The 15,939-nt window shown below is 55.4% G+C and carries 10 protein-coding genes, 3 pseudogenes and 1 riboswitch; of the genes and pseudogenes, 4 read left to right on the forward strand and 9 right to left on the reverse strand.

Annotation, left to right across the window (positions count from 1 at the left end):
- Nucleotides 1-66: 66 nt before the first annotated feature.
- Nucleotides 67-1,109 (forward strand): annotated as a pseudogene (locus tag QMQ05_RS03290) (IS3 family transposase); the annotation flags it as partial.
- 1,214 nt (nt 1,110-2,323) lie between these two features.
- Here the strand turns inward: QMQ05_RS03290 and QMQ05_RS03295 are convergent.
- From QMQ05_RS03295 to QMQ05_RS03320, 6 genes and pseudogenes are all read right to left on the reverse strand, one after another.
- Nucleotides 2,324-3,409, reverse strand: a complete 1,086-nt coding sequence (locus QMQ05_RS03295; protein WP_345472986.1) for a DUF3039 domain-containing protein — start codon at nt 3,407-3,409, stop codon at nt 2,324-2,326.
- Between the two features lie 34 nt (nt 3,410-3,443).
- Nucleotides 3,444-3,845 carry a helix-turn-helix domain-containing protein gene (locus QMQ05_RS03300; protein WP_345472988.1) on the reverse strand — a complete coding sequence of 134 codons (402 nt, stop codon included), beginning with the start codon at nt 3,843-3,845 and terminating at the stop codon, nt 3,444-3,446.
- 343 nt (nt 3,846-4,188) lie between these two features.
- A pseudogene (locus QMQ05_RS03305) lies at nt 4,189-4,528 on the reverse strand (IS110 family transposase).
- Between the two features lie 799 nt (nt 4,529-5,327).
- Nucleotides 5,328-7,190, reverse strand: coding sequence for a hypothetical protein (locus QMQ05_RS03310; protein WP_345472990.1), 1,863 nt, complete (start codon nt 7,188-7,190; stop codon nt 5,328-5,330).
- A gap of 402 nt (nt 7,191-7,592) precedes the next feature.
- Nucleotides 7,593-7,841: a flavin reductase family protein gene (locus QMQ05_RS03315; RefSeq protein WP_345472992.1), complete on the reverse strand. Its 249-nt coding sequence runs from the start codon at nt 7,839-7,841 to the stop codon at nt 7,593-7,595.
- Nucleotides 7,842-7,876: 35 nt separating this feature from the next.
- Nucleotides 7,877-8,814 (reverse strand): annotated as a pseudogene (locus QMQ05_RS03320) (methionine synthase).
- Nucleotides 8,815-9,343: 529 nt separating this feature from the next.
- Between QMQ05_RS03320 and QMQ05_RS03325 the strand changes: the two are divergent.
- Nucleotides 9,344-10,510 carry a hypothetical protein gene (locus QMQ05_RS03325; protein ID WP_345472993.1) on the forward strand — a complete coding sequence of 389 codons (1,167 nt, stop codon included), beginning with the start codon at nt 9,344-9,346 and terminating at the stop codon, nt 10,508-10,510.
- Between the two features lie 76 nt (nt 10,511-10,586).
- Here QMQ05_RS03325 and QMQ05_RS03330 read toward each other — a convergent pair whose 3' ends face one another.
- From QMQ05_RS03330 to QMQ05_RS03340, 3 genes are read right to left on the reverse strand one after another with little or no spacing between them, the layout of a single operon-like run.
- Entirely contained in the window at nt 10,587-11,135 is a 549-nt protein-coding gene (locus QMQ05_RS03330) for a flavin reductase family protein (protein WP_345472994.1), read from the reverse strand.
- On the reverse strand, nt 11,122-12,162 hold the full coding sequence (locus QMQ05_RS03335) for a methionine synthase (protein WP_345472995.1): 1,041 nt from the start codon (nt 12,160-12,162) through the stop codon (nt 11,122-11,124). The genes QMQ05_RS03330 and QMQ05_RS03335 overlap by 14 nt, the downstream gene beginning before the upstream one ends.
- An 18-nt stretch (nt 12,163-12,180) precedes the next feature.
- Nucleotides 12,181-13,173, reverse strand: coding sequence for a DUF1852 domain-containing protein (locus QMQ05_RS03340; RefSeq protein WP_345472997.1), 993 nt, complete (start codon nt 13,171-13,173; stop codon nt 12,181-12,183).
- Between the two features lie 122 nt (nt 13,174-13,295).
- Between QMQ05_RS03340 and QMQ05_RS03345 the strand changes: the two genes are divergently transcribed.
- Complete coding sequence (locus QMQ05_RS03345; RefSeq protein ID WP_345472998.1) at nt 13,296-14,237, forward strand: LysR family transcriptional regulator; 942 nt, start codon at nt 13,296-13,298, stop codon at nt 14,235-14,237.
- 228 nt (nt 14,238-14,465) lie between these two features.
- A riboswitch (SAM riboswitch) is annotated at nt 14,466-14,556 on the forward strand.
- A gap of 86 nt (nt 14,557-14,642) precedes the next feature.
- Nucleotides 14,643-15,938 carry an O-acetylhomoserine aminocarboxypropyltransferase/cysteine synthase family protein gene (locus QMQ05_RS03350; protein ID WP_345472999.1) on the forward strand — a complete coding sequence of 432 codons (1,296 nt, stop codon included), beginning with the start codon at nt 14,643-14,645 and terminating at the stop codon, nt 15,936-15,938.
- Nucleotide 15,939: the final 1 nt, after the last annotated feature.

Below are 15,939 nucleotides of genomic sequence, written 5' to 3' on the forward strand. Positions count from 1 at the left end.
TCCGTTTGAGCATAACCATAGACGGGTTATGCGGTCGAAGTGTCAACCAAACCTACAGCAGACCCGAAACTCGCGTACCTCGACGGTTACGAACAAGCCATCCAACATGGTGAAATTGGCAGCTACCTGCGCTCCAACGGGATCTACTCCTCACAGATCGCTGAATGGCGCAAGCTACGCGACGCAGGCATCCTGGACGAAAATTCCACCACAATCACCGGCCAGTCCTCCCGGAGCGCCAAGAGTAAGATCAGCAAAGAACAAGCTGAAATCGCACAGCTCAAAAGGCAGTTAGCGGCGCCACGATGGCCCGCCACACTCGTGCGCAACGATTCCCAACAAGATCAGTGGACGCGCCTCGTCCAGCACCACCGAACAAACTCACCGCCGCTGAGGAAACAACGATTCTTGAAGCGTTGAACAAAGATCGGTTCGTGGATCAGGCCCCGGAGCAGATCTATGCGGTACTGCTGAGTGAAGGAACGTATTTGTGTTCAGTGTCCACGATGTATCGGTTGTTGCGCCGGGAGAAGCAAGTTCAAGAGAGCCGGCGTCAAGCACGTCATCCTGCCCGAAAAGTCCCTGAGCTGGTGGCGTATCAGCCGGGTGAAGTGTTTTCTTGGGACATTACGAAACTCGCTGGTCCGGCTAAGGGAACCTATTTTGATGCGTACGTGATGATTGATATTTACTCCCGCTACATTGTTGACTGCGAAGTGCACGCCAGGGAGTCGGGATTGTTGGCTGAATCGTTCATGAAAAACGTCTTTATCCAGCATCAAGTGCCGCAGATCGTCCATGCTGACCGAGGCACGAGCATGACTTCGAAACCAGTAGCGTCGTTGCTTTCTGATTTGGATGTATTGCGGTCGCATTCACGGCCGAAAGTCAGTAATGACAACCCTTATTCCGAATCGTGGTTTAAGACCTTGAAGTATATGCCGGTGTTTCCTGAACGGTTTGGTTCGTTGGAGCACGCACGGGATTTCATGGGCAGGTTTGTCCAGGCGTATAACACTGAGCATCGTCATTCTGGGTTGGGTTTTCATACGCCTGCGGACGTGCATTTCGGGATGACTGGGCACATGGATGATCAGCGTTTAGCTGCGTGCCGAATAGGGCGAAATGGTACGCCCGTTCCGGCGACCGGGTACCGAGCGATTCTTAGGACCTGGTATTTCAATTCCTGCTAGAAGGTACCGCTGATGATGTGAACTTTGGTGCGTTAGGAGTCCATGAGGATCGCATCCGACCAACCCAACCACGTGGCCATCTAGCAGTCGGGCGTCGCACACAATGCGGTAGTTTCGTCGCTGCTGAAGGACGGCGAATCCTCGTGTCCGCACAACCTGGGAATCAGGGAATCATCGGGTCATCCGTCGATTGAAACTTGGGTAGCATCTCCGCGGCGCTTTCGGAATGGCAACGAGCTGCCACGCTGACAAATAAACCGGGTGTGCCACGGCCTTCTTTTTTTCAGCAAGTGAAGTTCCCGTTGACAGATTTGAGGCCGAAAGCTGGTTGAAGGATCCGCCTTGGAGCAGCGACAGTGGCGAACAGTACCAGGTTGGAAGAACAGTGGTTTCACATTGTAAGAATGGCAGTACCTTCAAGGATTATTCTGCACTGCGTTGGAGGCAGCGTGGGCTGAGCATCCTGAACGGTTTGGGAGGAACCGGTTACCGAAGAAAATGATGTTGCCTCAAGCGGCGTGGATTAATGAACCAAACATGCAGGAAGAAGGAAAGAAAATGGCCGTCTAAGAGCAGATGGCCTCACTTGACTTGAAAAATTTCCGATGGAAGAACAGATCTCGCAACCCTGCTGAGCCCCCGGGAGCCGTAGCCGTCGGCTGTACAGCTATGCAAATGTCCGTACTGCACTCCCAAGGTAACTCGGCCTCCAAGTAGCCGATAAATGAACCAAGCCGTATTGGTCATTTGAGAACAACATCCATCACGTTCGAGATACAGCGATTGGATAGGATCATAATCAAGCGCGTACTGGGTTACGCGTCACGGAATATTGCTGCGTTGACGAATGCGGTGCTCACGGCGTTTCGTCGTTTTGGACTGGTGAAGATCCGTTCGAGTACGGAAGCGTTTCATGCCCAGCATAGGCCAATTCCTGAGGTTGTGAAGTTGGTGTAGATCACATGCTTAGAACGCAACGCTCCTGCATGAAGATGAAGTTCCATATGGTTTCTCCGGGGTAACTTTCAGAGAACTTTCCTGCTGTGTCTCAAGGGGCGAGCAGATACTGGGTAGCGAGAACGCCCCTATCCCAAGACTTCAAATGCTTTTGTCTGTTTGTCGCAGTTTTCCTACATTAATTGCTTATGCCGTTGTACACATCTGGGGCACTTTTCAACATTTTCATGGTCTGTAATGGGGACAAACCAATATCCGCACAAACTTTTGATAGCAGAGCCTTCGACTTGAGCGTTCACTATTCCATCTTTATAGGTATAGTGCGATCTGAGCCCGATTCGAAGGCCTAGTGGTTGGAAATCAAGGGGAAGTTCATGATTGGTTTCAAGCAGTTCAGCATTGTCGATTGCGCTCGGAGGAACGATGGCAGAGAAGGCATATGAATTCTCTACGTACGTCGTAGAAGTCCACGCCTCAGCATCGTCGTCTATTGCGGCCCGAGCGTACTGACCAGCCAAGTCCACGGAAGCAACCTCGGCTTCGTTGAGAATTGTTGCGGCAAGAAAGACTTCGTCTAACTCCGTAGCGCCTTCTTTGATTCGTCCGATTATTGATACAGAGAGGCTGCCGATAGGCTCACTCTCAGAAAATCTTGACGGCTTAGTAAACTCCATTGTTACGGTTTTTCCTACATGACGCCTAGCTTCGGCTAGTAATGCCAAAGTGGAACAGTGTATTTGCAAATACCATGCATCCTGAGCTGTAATCTTTTCATCGATTTCCAGCAGAAGCTTGTCGGCCTTTGCTGGTAAAAACGAGCTCGGGCCATTGTTGCTCACTTGGTACATGAAGCTTTTATAGAAATCGCTATTGTCGCCATCCCGGCGAATCCCTGCCGCGCATAGCCAGGCTGAATCTGAAGAGACACTAGAATGATCTGTTACGGCGCCTCTCCATTGCTGGGTTTTCTGCTTCCACCAATGCGGATTCGAAAGACCTGAAATGCTTTCTAGCTTCGAGGGATCGTATTCAGAAGTGAAGTGATTGCTGAAGTGCCGGAGTAGAGGGTGCGATAGCGCATTTAGTCGTGGAAACACTCGAACGTGACGCGCAAGTTGAGATTTAGAAATTTCATCTGCAAAGTGTTTGCTGACGAGGTTCCCGAGTGATGAGGCAGCCCTCTGGTGATCCGCATTGGTCCAACCAGAGGTCAAATCCTCAATCAAGCATCTAAGCGTTACACGTGGCTCCATGGTCATTAATGTATCCTAGCTTGCTTTAGAGCAGGAAATATCAATCCATAGAGTCAAAAACCATGTCTTCCAGCTGTTCGCGTTTAGCAATCGACTGAGCGTCACCAGCGCGGAACTGTTGGGTCCGGAACAGGTAGTTCTTTACGTCAGACATGAGCATGCGACGAGTCCGTTCGCCAACAATGTGGAATGGGATCAGTCCAGCATCCAATACCTTATAAAGATGCGCACGGCTGATTCCAAGGATGGAAGCCACATCTGAAGTGGTCAATTCGTCGTCGTCACGAGTCAAGGTGACGTCAACGCCGTCACGTAATCCTTCGGTCATCTTGCTCAAAACCTTGCCAAGTTCAGAATTAGCAGGTAGATGATTCTGCAATTTTTCCAACTCATTAATTTCAGAGTTGGTCACATTAGTCGAAGATAAAGTTGTGGTTGTCATTTATAAACCTTTGCAAGGTCAAGACTTTTATTTGAATTTTTTCATTACGCAAAAAATTCATTATTTAATTTATTGTTCAGCTCCCCCAAGAGCTCTATGTGTCATAAGTGTCACGCGTGGGGTGGGGTAAAGTCAAGCTGAAGTCAGGATTATCACCTTCAAAGTGTGCGCCCTCAGTCCGTCGGGCCATTGAGTACTAACCATGAAGTCTCTCTGACAAGCCCCTAAAGAACTGTGGGGTCGAGTCGTTAATGTAGAAAATTCCTGTTAGAAGTTGAGTTTTTAGTCCAACCAAAAACAGGAATCTCCCCATGCCAGTATCTCTTGAGGCGCGCATCAAAAGCTACTCAAGATCAAATCCGGTGAGCATGCCAGGCGTGGTTTCATCCTCGTCAGAGACCATAATATTGCGCAGCGTGTGCGGCATCGTGCGGGCCGCGTCAGAGAGGATGAACGCATCTTTGTCATCGGTTTTCGCTGTCCCTGGATACAAGTCTGCGATGCGGCGCATGGTCAATCCGAGCAGGTAAGCTGCGCTGATTCCTAGGTGCTGAGCGACTGCAACAGCGAGGGCTCCGATGGTTGTTGGTTGGTCCACGACGACCAGCGCGGTGCCTTGAGCTATGAGTTTGATAGATCGCGACCAGTTTGGCTTCGTCGTTGGGCAGAGTTTTGTTCCAGATTTTGGTTCCGTCATTGGTGACGGCGCAAGCCCAGTGGTCTGTTTTCCCGACGTCGAGTCAGAGGAAAATGTCCACGTCTGAGGTGATCATGGATAGTTTTCCTTTGAACTAGTTCTTGTTCAGGGTCGACCAACCGTCGGTAGCAAAGTCTTACATCCACTTTATGGCAGGCGTCCGTTTTTGGCGCCGCGCACCTAACCGGCAATCACTGTACTGCCATTCCAGCCTCGGTGGCCATACTCCCCGACTGATTGGTTAATCAGGGGCAAGACACCATGCAGAGGCTGGTCGGACGACAGTCCCTATGACCCTTTAGGGGGGCTGTCAACAAGATAACGGGCCACTGCCTTGATCCCGCGGGAGCGGATGTCGCCGTGAACGTTGAGGGAGGATTATGCCTTGTCAGCACTGACCGCATCCGGTCGAGTCCGTGCGAGATCGAAGTTGCGGCGGACGCGAAGTTGCGCCGTCAATGACAAGAACCTCGGGGAGTCCCAATCCTGTCCCAGCGCGATCAGCGGCAGCCTGTTCCCATCGACAACCCGCCTTGGATTGACGGAGGCCGTGATTAGGTGGCTCCATGCGCGGATTTCTGTAGTTCCACCCAGCACACCGGGATATGAGCCGTGTTCGCCGTGCGTGCTGATGCGCACGGAAGATGATCGAGTCCACCGACTGTGACCAAACATCTCAGCGCAAGTTCGTGGAGTAACTGATCGCCTATGAGTCCACAGCTCTATTGGAGGGCCTCACCGAGACTGGCCGGGGTCTTTGTAATGAAAGTAGTGTGCTCCGAGGACTAGGCTGGGAACGGCCAGCCCTCATTCTTGACCCGTTCGCGCCAGTAAATAGCCGCAGTTGTTCCGCCTTGCAAAGCGATGAACTCATCAGTCCGCTCAGCGAGCGCGTTTTGAGGGTCGGTCATTTCCACGAAGGACTCCAGTGCAATGTACAGGGCCGTCCCGCTTGTGAACTCTGCGAAGGAACGGACGGACTCCACCACAGTGAAGGCTGCCGGGTTGCCATGTACGAGTGCGTTACGGAGACGACGTCGACGTGCCTCGAGCACGGCGCCTTCATCCTCGTACTCTGAAATGAGAGCGCTGTATTTTGCGTGATTGCTGATGCTGTCGAACATGCGCTGAATCCAAGCGCGTTCGTGCTCGAGGCGACATAGGGAAAGAAAGTCGTCCCGCCGATCGTCGAGGAACAGGATCCATGGCTGCTTGGGATGACTCGAATGCCACTCCACGGTCAGACTATGATGCAGTGCGTGGTCCACCCCGCCACCAAGGAGGCACATCCTGGCTGCCACCTCAAGGTCGCTCAACCAGCGCGCATGTGCCCACTTCTCCCCGAGTAACTGGAAGAGGTCGTTCGGATCCATTGCCGCGTGAGCGGCAATGTGTTGCACGATCCTGTCAGAAAGCGGAATTACGCTGCTGATGTCGGCTTCTGATGGTTTGCGAAGTGCCATGTCCCGGCTGAACGGAAGGTCAAGCGTTGTCTGCACCTCAATCGCTGCCGCGAGAAAGCGCGGCAACTGCTGTTGAGCGAGGGCGTTGGCAATCCGGGGGCCGTGTGCATTAATCGCATCCGACGTCATGCCCGCACCGTAGGTGTCGTCGGGGAAGCCAGTGCGATCCCAGACGGCGCTGTGTCCAAAGCTGGAGGGAACGCCGGATCGCACGACTACATGCTCGGTGAGCTGCGGGCGGATGCCTCCGGAGCGGTGCAGTGCTACGTTGATGATGATGTCCACGATGGCACTCGCGCGTTCAACTGCTCCGGCAGCCGTGGTGCTACCAAGATCGACGCGCACTAGGGTCTCGACGTCGCCCTTCTCGTCTGCCAGCTCCGGGACACGGAAACTGAAGCCGTCTTTGACGATATCCCAGAGTTCTTCCTTGTGGTCGAACTCCTGCCGTCCCGGTTGTGCATTTGGGATTGCCCAGAGCGGCTCGTAGAACGACACTCGCCCAGCCGTCATTTCTACGCCTACACGACCCTTGTACCCAAGCCAGACCGTGACCGGTTCGATAGTCGCAGGCGTCACGACATAGGCCCGCGCCTGTTCGAGGCGGTCAGTGTATGAGGTGTCCGCTCCGTCAAAGGACATCTCCTCTGGATCCCGACCGAACGCCATGATCGACACGAGTCCTCGGACCATTGACTCGGCCTCTAGTCCTCGGTGTCGTAGCTGATCTGTGAGAAGATCGGCGATCGGCCTGTATTCCCGGCCTTCCAGCGCGCGGTTCTGCGCGACGGCTACTAAGTCATCCCAACTTGCGATCACAGCATCGTCGGACTTGAGCGCGGTGAGAAGATTTTGAGTCGCCGTCAGCATGGCTACCCATTGGGGTGCAACACGCGAGGCTCCGGGTGGTTGCGAAAGCACTGCAGTGCCACTAAGAGATAACGCGGCAAAGCTGGCTTGGAATGCTGCCAGCTCGTTCGCGATGTGCGAGCCGAGGTGCACACCGAGCGCGCCAGCCGACTGCGCGATGTCCTGGTCTAGCGAGTTACGGTTGGCTGTCTTCTTCCATGCATCCACCCCGCTCGCTAACTCCACCCAACGTAGGATCTCTTCGGCTACCGCAGTAAGCGGCAAGATCGTTGTCGATGGATGGCGCAGATCTAGTGACGATACCAGCGACTTCACCCAAGCAGGTGTGTTCTGTGCCCAGTGGTTACTGACGTTGTAGTCGATCATCATCGGCGGCCTCGCTCGCAGTTCCAGGGTGAGTCGGTCATCTTCATATCCTCATCGGCCATTATAAATCGGGCGTCTAGTAGGAATTTCGGATGTTTCGCACAGAATTAGCTCTCAGCAGCCAGAAATAGATCACGGCCACTGGCGGTCTCCAGAGCGGTAGGTGCTCAGTCGATGATGTTGAAGTTGTCGTGTTCGAACGATGCTCGTCTTTTGGCATACGGTTGGACCTGAATGGGTACTGAATCACCGCAATTACCGCACCGACGATGGTAGCCGCATCGACGATGCTCGCACCGATCATGCGAGCTCTTGTCCAGAAACCGGACTTGGTCTAAGCAGGAGCGGTAGTTACGACGCACCTCCCAATTTCGCCACCTCGATGTCGTGCACATCAAGGCTATGAACGACCAGTGTTGATGCCTTGGTCAGTACTTCTGCTGCCGAAGACAGCTCGGAAATCGAGAAAACGCGCAATGGCGTATCAATGCTAATCGACGCCACTGATGTCGTGGTGAGGGCAACTGGCCCGTTTCCATCATCTGCGGTAGTCGGGCTGATGCCGCCAGGATACCCGAGGAAGATCGCTTTGAGACTCATCTGCGGGCAACGAAGGCGTCGAAGATCACCTCATTTTAGACTTGGGCACCGACAAGCTCCTCGCGCAGAACGGCGGCACCGGCGCTCAACGCGTTCAGCTTGGCCAGCGCGACGTTGCGGGGGAATGGCGCCATTCCGCAGTTGGTGCTCGGAATCAGTTTGTCGGCATCCACATACTCCAGCGCCTTGCGCAGGGTTTCTGCGACCTCTTCAGAGGTTTCAATCTGCTGGTTGGCCACGTCGATGGCGCCAAGCATGACTCGTTTGCCGCGCACCAACTCCACGACCTCCAGTGGGACATTCGAGTGGTGTGATTCCAGCGAAATGGTGTCAATGGACGAACGCTGCAGCAGCGGGAAGGATTTCTCATAGTGCCGCCGCTGGGTGCCCAGGGTCGCCTTCCAGTCATTGTTTGCCTTGATGCCGTAACCGAAGCAAATATGCGCAACGGTCTCAGCCTTCAACCCTTCGCAGGCGCGCTCCAGCGTGGCCACGCCCCAGTCGGCCACCTCGTCAAAGAAGACGTTGAACGCCGGCTCGTCGAATTGGATGACATCCACCCCGGCGGCTTCCAGCTCCCTGGCCTTCTGGTTCAGGATGGTCGCGAACTCCCATGCTAGTTTCTCGCGGCTGCCGTAGTAGCCATCATGCAGGGTATCCACCATGGTCATTGGGCCGGGCAGGGTCCACTTGATCTGCCGGTCGGTCAGTGTACGCAGGAATTTCGCATCCTCTACGAAGACCGGGGCCTTGCGCTCTACTGCGCCGACAACGCTGGGCACGCTGGCCTCGTAGCGGTCACGGATCAGCACGGTCTGCTTGTTCTCGAAGTGCTGCCGGGTCTGCTCGCCGTCGGAAACGATGTCGATACTGCGGCGGGCCTGCTCCAGTACCGCTGCGCCCCGCGTTCTGATTGCCTTCAGCCTACGTCGCGCCTTTCCGTCTTCCATGGAGACTGCACTGTCCTGGCGATCCGTGCACATCATGATCTGCTGCAGGTTGAAGCGTCGTTCGGGACGACAAAGTTAGACCTATGGTTCAGGCCGATCATCCACCTAGAAAAGAATGTCATTGATGCTCATTTGACTCTGTTGTTTGCTGCGACGGCTAATGGCAGGCATATGCAGGAAATGACGCGTCTTCTTTTGAGATCGTCGATCAAGCATTTGGAGGCCTTGTGGGCTTCGCGTGTGACGATCAATGAGGAATGGGTGACTATCGATGCTCATGTTCCAACAGATTCTGAGTCGGTAGAATAGTCCTTACTTGACGCGTACTAAGCAATGGCTTGCGACGGGAGTAGATTCGAATATTCTGTGGTTGACTAGGCTCACAGGAATCGAGTTTTAGGAGAAAAATTACTTGGTGAATTTTCGGGTAATGAGTTAAATTGAGTCTAATCATCATTTCATCGGTACAGGACAGAGCGGCTTTAGCAATCCTTGCTAATTGATTCTGTTGTGAGGTTCTTGCACCGATTCGCACTCTTCGAAGCAGGATAATTGAAAACTAAATTAAGCTCGGTGGCAATGTCGACGGCACTGATCACGGGATTGGTGCTTAGTGGCCCGGCCGCAAATGCAGAAGTGATTTCGGATGAGGTCGTCTCTACCCCGACGGAATCGTCAACGTCATCGGACGTGCAGACAGGGTCAGTAGCATCTCAGTCTCCTGTAGCAGACGTCGTTGAATCCGAGGAAAGCAGCCTTCCAGCGGAGCCAGAGACGATGCTCGATGCCGACGAGTCCAATGAGGCAGAAACGTCGGAACCTGCCATCGACCCGGTAACCGAGTCCTCGGCTGCTCCAATTGCTGTTTCCGATGTGGACGAGGAATCAGAACCAGCGGTGACGGAATCAGCTGCTTCGATAGAATCTGACGCTGCATCTGAGCTCACTGCTGAAGTTAGTGAGTCGGCCAAGGCCACCGAACCATCAACGGACGTTGCAGACCAGGATGAAGACCCTCGCTGGGCCCAAATCGATGCGCTGATGCCTGAGGGCAGCGAGAATTGGGACGAAGCCCAGTGGGAAGCTTTCGAGCAAACTGAAGCCGGGCAGGAGATGAACCGGCTTCTTGATGAATTGCTTGCTGAAGATGACAGCTGGGACGAAGAATTCGAGCTTTCGGATGAAGAACTGGCTTTCTGGGAGTCTATTACCGAACTTCTTCCCGAGGAAAGCTTCGACTGGGATGAAGCGCAGTGGGAAGCTTACTTCAGCACCGACCAAGGCCTCGAACTACTTGACCTGATGCTGCCATTCATCGCCGAAAGCATCGAAAGCGATGAAGACGCCGCTGAGTTCCAGGCGTTCCTCGAAGAAGTATTTGCCCATGATCCCGAACTGCGAGCGTACTACCTTGAGCTGTACTTCGGCATCGAGGCAGCTCCCGAGGATAACGGTTCTGACGGAACCGTAACTGAAGAAGAAGTGGTTCCGTCTCAGAGCGAGTCTCCAACGGCTAGCGCCGAAATCAAGCCAGTAGGTGAAATTAGCAAGGCTCCTGCAGTCGAGAAACAGTCCATCACGAAGGCTGCCGGTTCCACCGCGCCAGTACTGGCAAACACCGGCCTTGACGGTTTTTCAGCTGCAGGGCTAGGACTTCTCATGGCCCTTGTTGGTGCGGTCGTTGTGGCCTGTGAACGCAGGAAGTCCGCCAAGCACTAACTCGCTGTGGCACAAGACCACTAGTGCAATCTGAGGCTGTTCGGCCGCTGTCCCAAGGGACAGCGGCCGAACAGCCTCAATTGGAAAACTGCGAGTTTTCATCCAGCCGATGCCAGGCGCGGTTATGGTAGACCAATCCGTTGCTGGGCTGGCCGGGTTCGCTATCTCGTTCAATGTCCGACTCAAGGGCGCGCGCCACAAAAACTGTGGACGTTCCTGCCTGAACCCGCTCGATGACCGCACAACGAACCCAGGCCCGGACGTCATCAAATACCGGTTCGCCGCTGCTCAGCCTTGACCACGTTTGCTTCTGTGCGAAGCGGTCGATCCCACTGGTTGCCCCTAATTTAGCCACCTCGATGTCATGCGCATCCAAGCTGTGAACGACAAGAGAAGTTGCGCGGGTAAGCACTTTGGCCGCCGAGGACAGCGCAGAAATCGAGAAAACGAGCAATGGCGGATCAACGCTGATCGAAGCCACGGACGTTGCCGTGAGGGCAACTGGTCCGTCGCCGGCATCGGCGGTTATCAGGCTGACGCCACCAGGGTGCCCGCGGAAGATCGCTTTGAAGTATTCCGCGGGCAACGATGGTGTCGCCGATTCTGTCACTTCAGACGCGGGCACCAATAAGCTCCTCGCGCAGGATGCCAGCCCCTGCGCTGAGCGCGCTGAGCTTGGCTAGGGCCACATCGCGGCGGAACGGGGCCATGCCGCAGTTGGTGCTGGCAATCAGCTTGTCGGCATCGACAAATTCGAGTGCGTTGCGCAGAGTCTGCGCGACTTCCTCGGGAGTCTCCACAGCGTCATTGGCCACGTCGATAGCTCCGAGCATCACTCGCTTGCCGCGCACCAATTCGACAACCTCCAGCGGGACATTCGAATGGTGGGATTCCAGCGAAACGGTGTCGATGGAGGAAGCCTGCAACAGCGGGAAAGACTTCTCGTAGTGACGCCACTGAGCGCCCAGAGTCGCTTTCCAATCGTTGTTCGCCTTGATACCGTAGCCAAAGCAGATGTGGACTACGGTCTCGGCTTTGAGTCCCTCGCAGGCGCGCTCCAGCGCAGCGATGCCCCAGTCGGCCACCTCATCAAAAAAGACGTTGAAGGCAGGCTCGTCGAACTGGATGACATCCACCCCGGCTGCCTCAAGCTCACGGGCTTCCTGGTTCAGGATGGTCGCGAATTCCCAGGCCAGCTTCTCGCGGCTGCGGTAGTGCGCATCGTACAAGGTGTCGACCATGGTCATAGGACCAGGAAGGGTCCATTTGATCTGCTTGTCAGTACAGGAGCGCAGGAATTTCGCGTCCTGAACGAATACCGGCTTTTCGCGCTCTACTGCGCCGACGACGGTGGGAACACTGGCGTCGTAGCGGTTGCGGATGCGCACGGTCTCACGCTTTTCGAAGTCAACACCGCTCAGGTGCTCAATGAAGGTGGTGACAAAGTGCTGACGGGTCTGTTCACCATCGGCAATGATGTCGATGCCGCGCTGGGCCTGTTCGAGGACCGCAGCGCGCATGGCGTCTTGCTTGCCTTCGCGCAATTGCTCGCCTTCAAGCTTCCAAGGGGACCAAAGCTTTTCAGGTTCGGCAAGCCATGAAGGCTTGGGCAGGCTACCGACAATCGACGTGGGGATAAGCGGGGAAGTCATGAGTTATCTTTCGGAATCTTAGGCGACTGGAGTCGGGTAGGAGGAAGACCACTGATCTAGCAGTTGGCGATTCGGGATGATGAAATGCTCTTCGGTGAACTTGCCTTGGATCTTGCCCAACTGAGTTCGTTCTTCGCGGTCATAAAAGACGCGAGTGGGGGAGAAGTCTTCGGCGCCCAGGCTCGGGTGGTACACAGAAGGAGCGGCCGAATTGGCGTTATAGATTTCCGGGCGATAAATCTTCTGGAACGTTTCCATCGTGCTGATGAGGCTGATCAACTGCAGATTCGTGTAATCGTTGAGTAGGTCGCCGCGGAAGTAGAACGCCAGCGGGGCAACAGCGCCTGGTGGCATGAAGTAGCGGACGCTCAAACCCATTTTTCGGAAGTACGCGTCGGTCAATGAATTTTCGTCCTGCTGGTATTCCAAACCGAGCACTGGATGGCTGTTGCCGGTGCGGAAATAGGTCTTGGAAGTCGAGACGCTGATGCAGACCACCGGCAGCTGGGCAAAACGCTCACGGTATGCCTGTGAGTTCAAGAAATGTTGGAAGAGCTGCCCATGGAGATCGCCAAAATCTTCTGGAAGCACCGGAGCTCCGCTTTCATTGCACGATGCTGGAAGCACCACGCTGAAGTCGTAATCGCGGACATAAGAAGAAAAATTATTGCCGACCATGCCCTGGGACCGAGTGCCGGTGAGTTTATCCACGATCGTGGTTTCAAGCACTTCTAAAAGCGGGAATTCCTGATCGGTATTATCGGCGGAATAATGCACATTTGCTGAAATGATTTCCAATTCCAGCTCATAGCGGTCACCTTGGGGATTGTCCCAGTGAGCCAGGGAATTGAAGCGGCGGTTGATCATCGTCAGGGCATTGCGAAGGTTCTCTTCGCGGCGCTCTCCGCGCGCCAAATTGGCGAAGTTTGTCGTGGTTCGAGAATTCGCAGAAGGGGAGTAATTCTCGTCGAATCTTGTGGTGCTAATGCTGAAATTTAATGCGTCTGCCATGATAGCCAATCTGTATTTGGGAGGCCTGGACAGGCCGAGGGGAAGTCGTTGCGTCAATCATGCAGGGTGATTCTTGATATCAGGTAACTCGATATAACTATGGATTAATATAGACTCAAACTATGGTTCAGGTTTCGAATGGATTGACACTGCAGCAGCTTCGCTATTTTGTGGCGGTAGCTTCCGAGGGGTCGATTTCGGCTGCCGCCGACCTGATTTACGTCGCGCAGCCCAGCATGTCGGCGGCGATGAAGGAACTCGAATCCCGGGTGGGGCGCACCTTGCTGGTGCGCTCGGCCAGGGGAGTGACGCTCACTGCTGAAGGCGCAGAATTCCTCGGCTACGCCCGGCAGGTGCTCGAGCAGGTGGAGCTTCTTGAGCACCGCTACCTCGGCCGCCCCGCCGCGCGGCGGCTGCTGGGTGTCTCAACCCAGCACTACTCCTTTTCGGTGGACGCCTTTGTGCGTATGGTCCAGGCCAGTGGTGCCGCGGAATACCAATTTTCGCTGCGTGAGACCCGCACCGAAGAGATCATCGAGGATGTGCGCACCCTGCGCAGTGACATCGGGATTCTCTACCGCAACGACTTCAACCGGAAGGTCATCGACAAGCTGCTGCGCGAATCTCGGCTGGTCTTCCACCCGCTGTTCTTGGCCGATCCGCATATTTTCATCTCGCGCAGCAACCCACTGGCCGCCCGCGATCAGGTCACCCTCGAAGACCTCGAAGATCTACCCCGACTGACCTTCGACCAGGGGGCAAGTAACTCTTTTTACTTCGCCGAAGAGGTCCTCTCCACCCGCTCAAGCCAGCGCGAAATTCAGGTCTCGGACCGTGCCACGATCTTCAACCTCATGATCGGTTTGGGCGGGTACACGATCTCCACCGGCATCATCAGCGACGAGCTGGATCCCTCCATCGTGGCCATCCCGCTGGCCATCGACGAGCGCATCGAGATCGGTTGGATCAACCACGCCGCCATTCCGCTGACCGATCAGGCCCAGCGCTACCTGCAAGAGGTCCGTGCGGTGGTTCAAAGCTTCGGAGTTCAGGTACTCGGCTAGGCCCCAAATCTGTAACAGTGTGTCACCGCTGGGTGCTTAGTTGTCACAAAGTTGAGGAAGATCCTTGGAATCTCGGGAATTCTCATCTTGATCACGCGTCATAAAGGGTCGTTAGTGTCCGCGTCATGATGACAAGTAGACGACATATGAAGCGTCACGACCTTGTATGAAGCGTCAGCGCCGATAGCGCTTGCACGCTGTGAGGCCCATGCCCAACCATGGAAGAACAACCCATCAAGAGCGACTAAGAGATCTGGCTCGTTGACGTCGCAGCAACCATCGGGAAACCGAAAGGTGCTAAAGCCAGGAACGATGGAGCAGTTCCGAACCCCGCATCAGCGTGGGCCTTGTGCCAAACACGATGCACTTCGGTCCTCCCTCGTGATCAAGAAACGAGAAGGAGCTATGAGCCAAGGAACCGACGCGGTCCACGCAGGATATCGCCCGAGCGGAGAGTTCCGCCCGATGCTACCTCCACTGCACAATTCCGCAGCGTACCAATTTGAATCCCACGGCGAAGCCATCGAAAAGTTCGCGCTGCGCCAATCCGGCTTCACCTACTCACGCACCGGCAACCCCACCGTTTCCATCCTCGAACAACGAGTAGCCGCACTGGAAGGCGGAGCCCACGCGGTCGCCACCGCCACCGGCCAATCCGCGGTGGCCCTGTCCCTACTGGCCCTGACCCAGGGACCCAAACACATTGTGGCTTCCTCCTCGCTCTACGGTGGCACCGTTGATCTGTTCACCGACACCTTCGCCGACTTCGGTATCCGCGTCACCTTTGTTGACCAGGCCGATCATGCCGCTTGGGGTAACGCTATTCAGGAAGACACCCGCGCGTTCTTCCTCGAATCCGTGTCCAACCCACTGTGTACCGTGGCTGACCTACCAGCCATTGCCGCCATCGCCCACGAACACAACATCCCGGTAGTCGTGGATAACACCCTGGCCACCCCAGTGAACGTCAAGCCGCTAGATTTCGGCGCCGACATTGTGGTGCACTCAGCCACCAAGGGATTAGCCGGACACGGTTCGGTCCTCGGCGGTGTGGTGGTGGACTCCGGCACCTTCGACTTCTCCAATACGGTGCGCTGGCCACAAATCTCCGCCCCACGAGCACGCCTGAACAACACCTCACTGCTCGAACGCCACGGTGCCGGCGCCTATACGATGCTGGTGCGTTCCAAATTCCTGCACGATCTGGGCCCAACCCTGGCCCCGGCCAGCGCCCAGAGCATCCTCACCGGAATCGAAACCCTGCCGGTGCGCGCCGCCCACGTGCATCGCAGCATCACCACCCTGATCGACAAGCTCTCTTCCCACCCGGGCATTGCGGCCATCCACCACCCGTCCTTATCCAGTCACCCAAGTTTTGAACTGGCGGCAACGATCACCCCGAACGGCACCGGCTGTGTACTTGCCATTGAACTGGCCGACCCCTCACTGGTCTCCCCGGTGATCGACGGGCTGAGCCTGATCTCCCTGGCCGCGAACGTGGGCGATACCCGCACCATGATTTCGCATCCGGCCACCATGACGCACTGCCGGCTCACCGAAGAACAATTGGTCGCCGCCGGACTAAACACCTCCACCCTGCGCCTGTCGGTAGGGCTCGAAGACCCGGCCGACCTGTTGGCAGATCTTACCCAGGCCCTGGATCTGGCATTGGTCCTAGCCCCACAAACTCAAGGAGCATGAG

This window comes from Glutamicibacter sp. B1, assembly GCF_039602135.1.
GTDB lineage: Bacteria > Actinomycetota > Actinomycetes > Actinomycetales > Micrococcaceae > Glutamicibacter > Glutamicibacter ectropisis.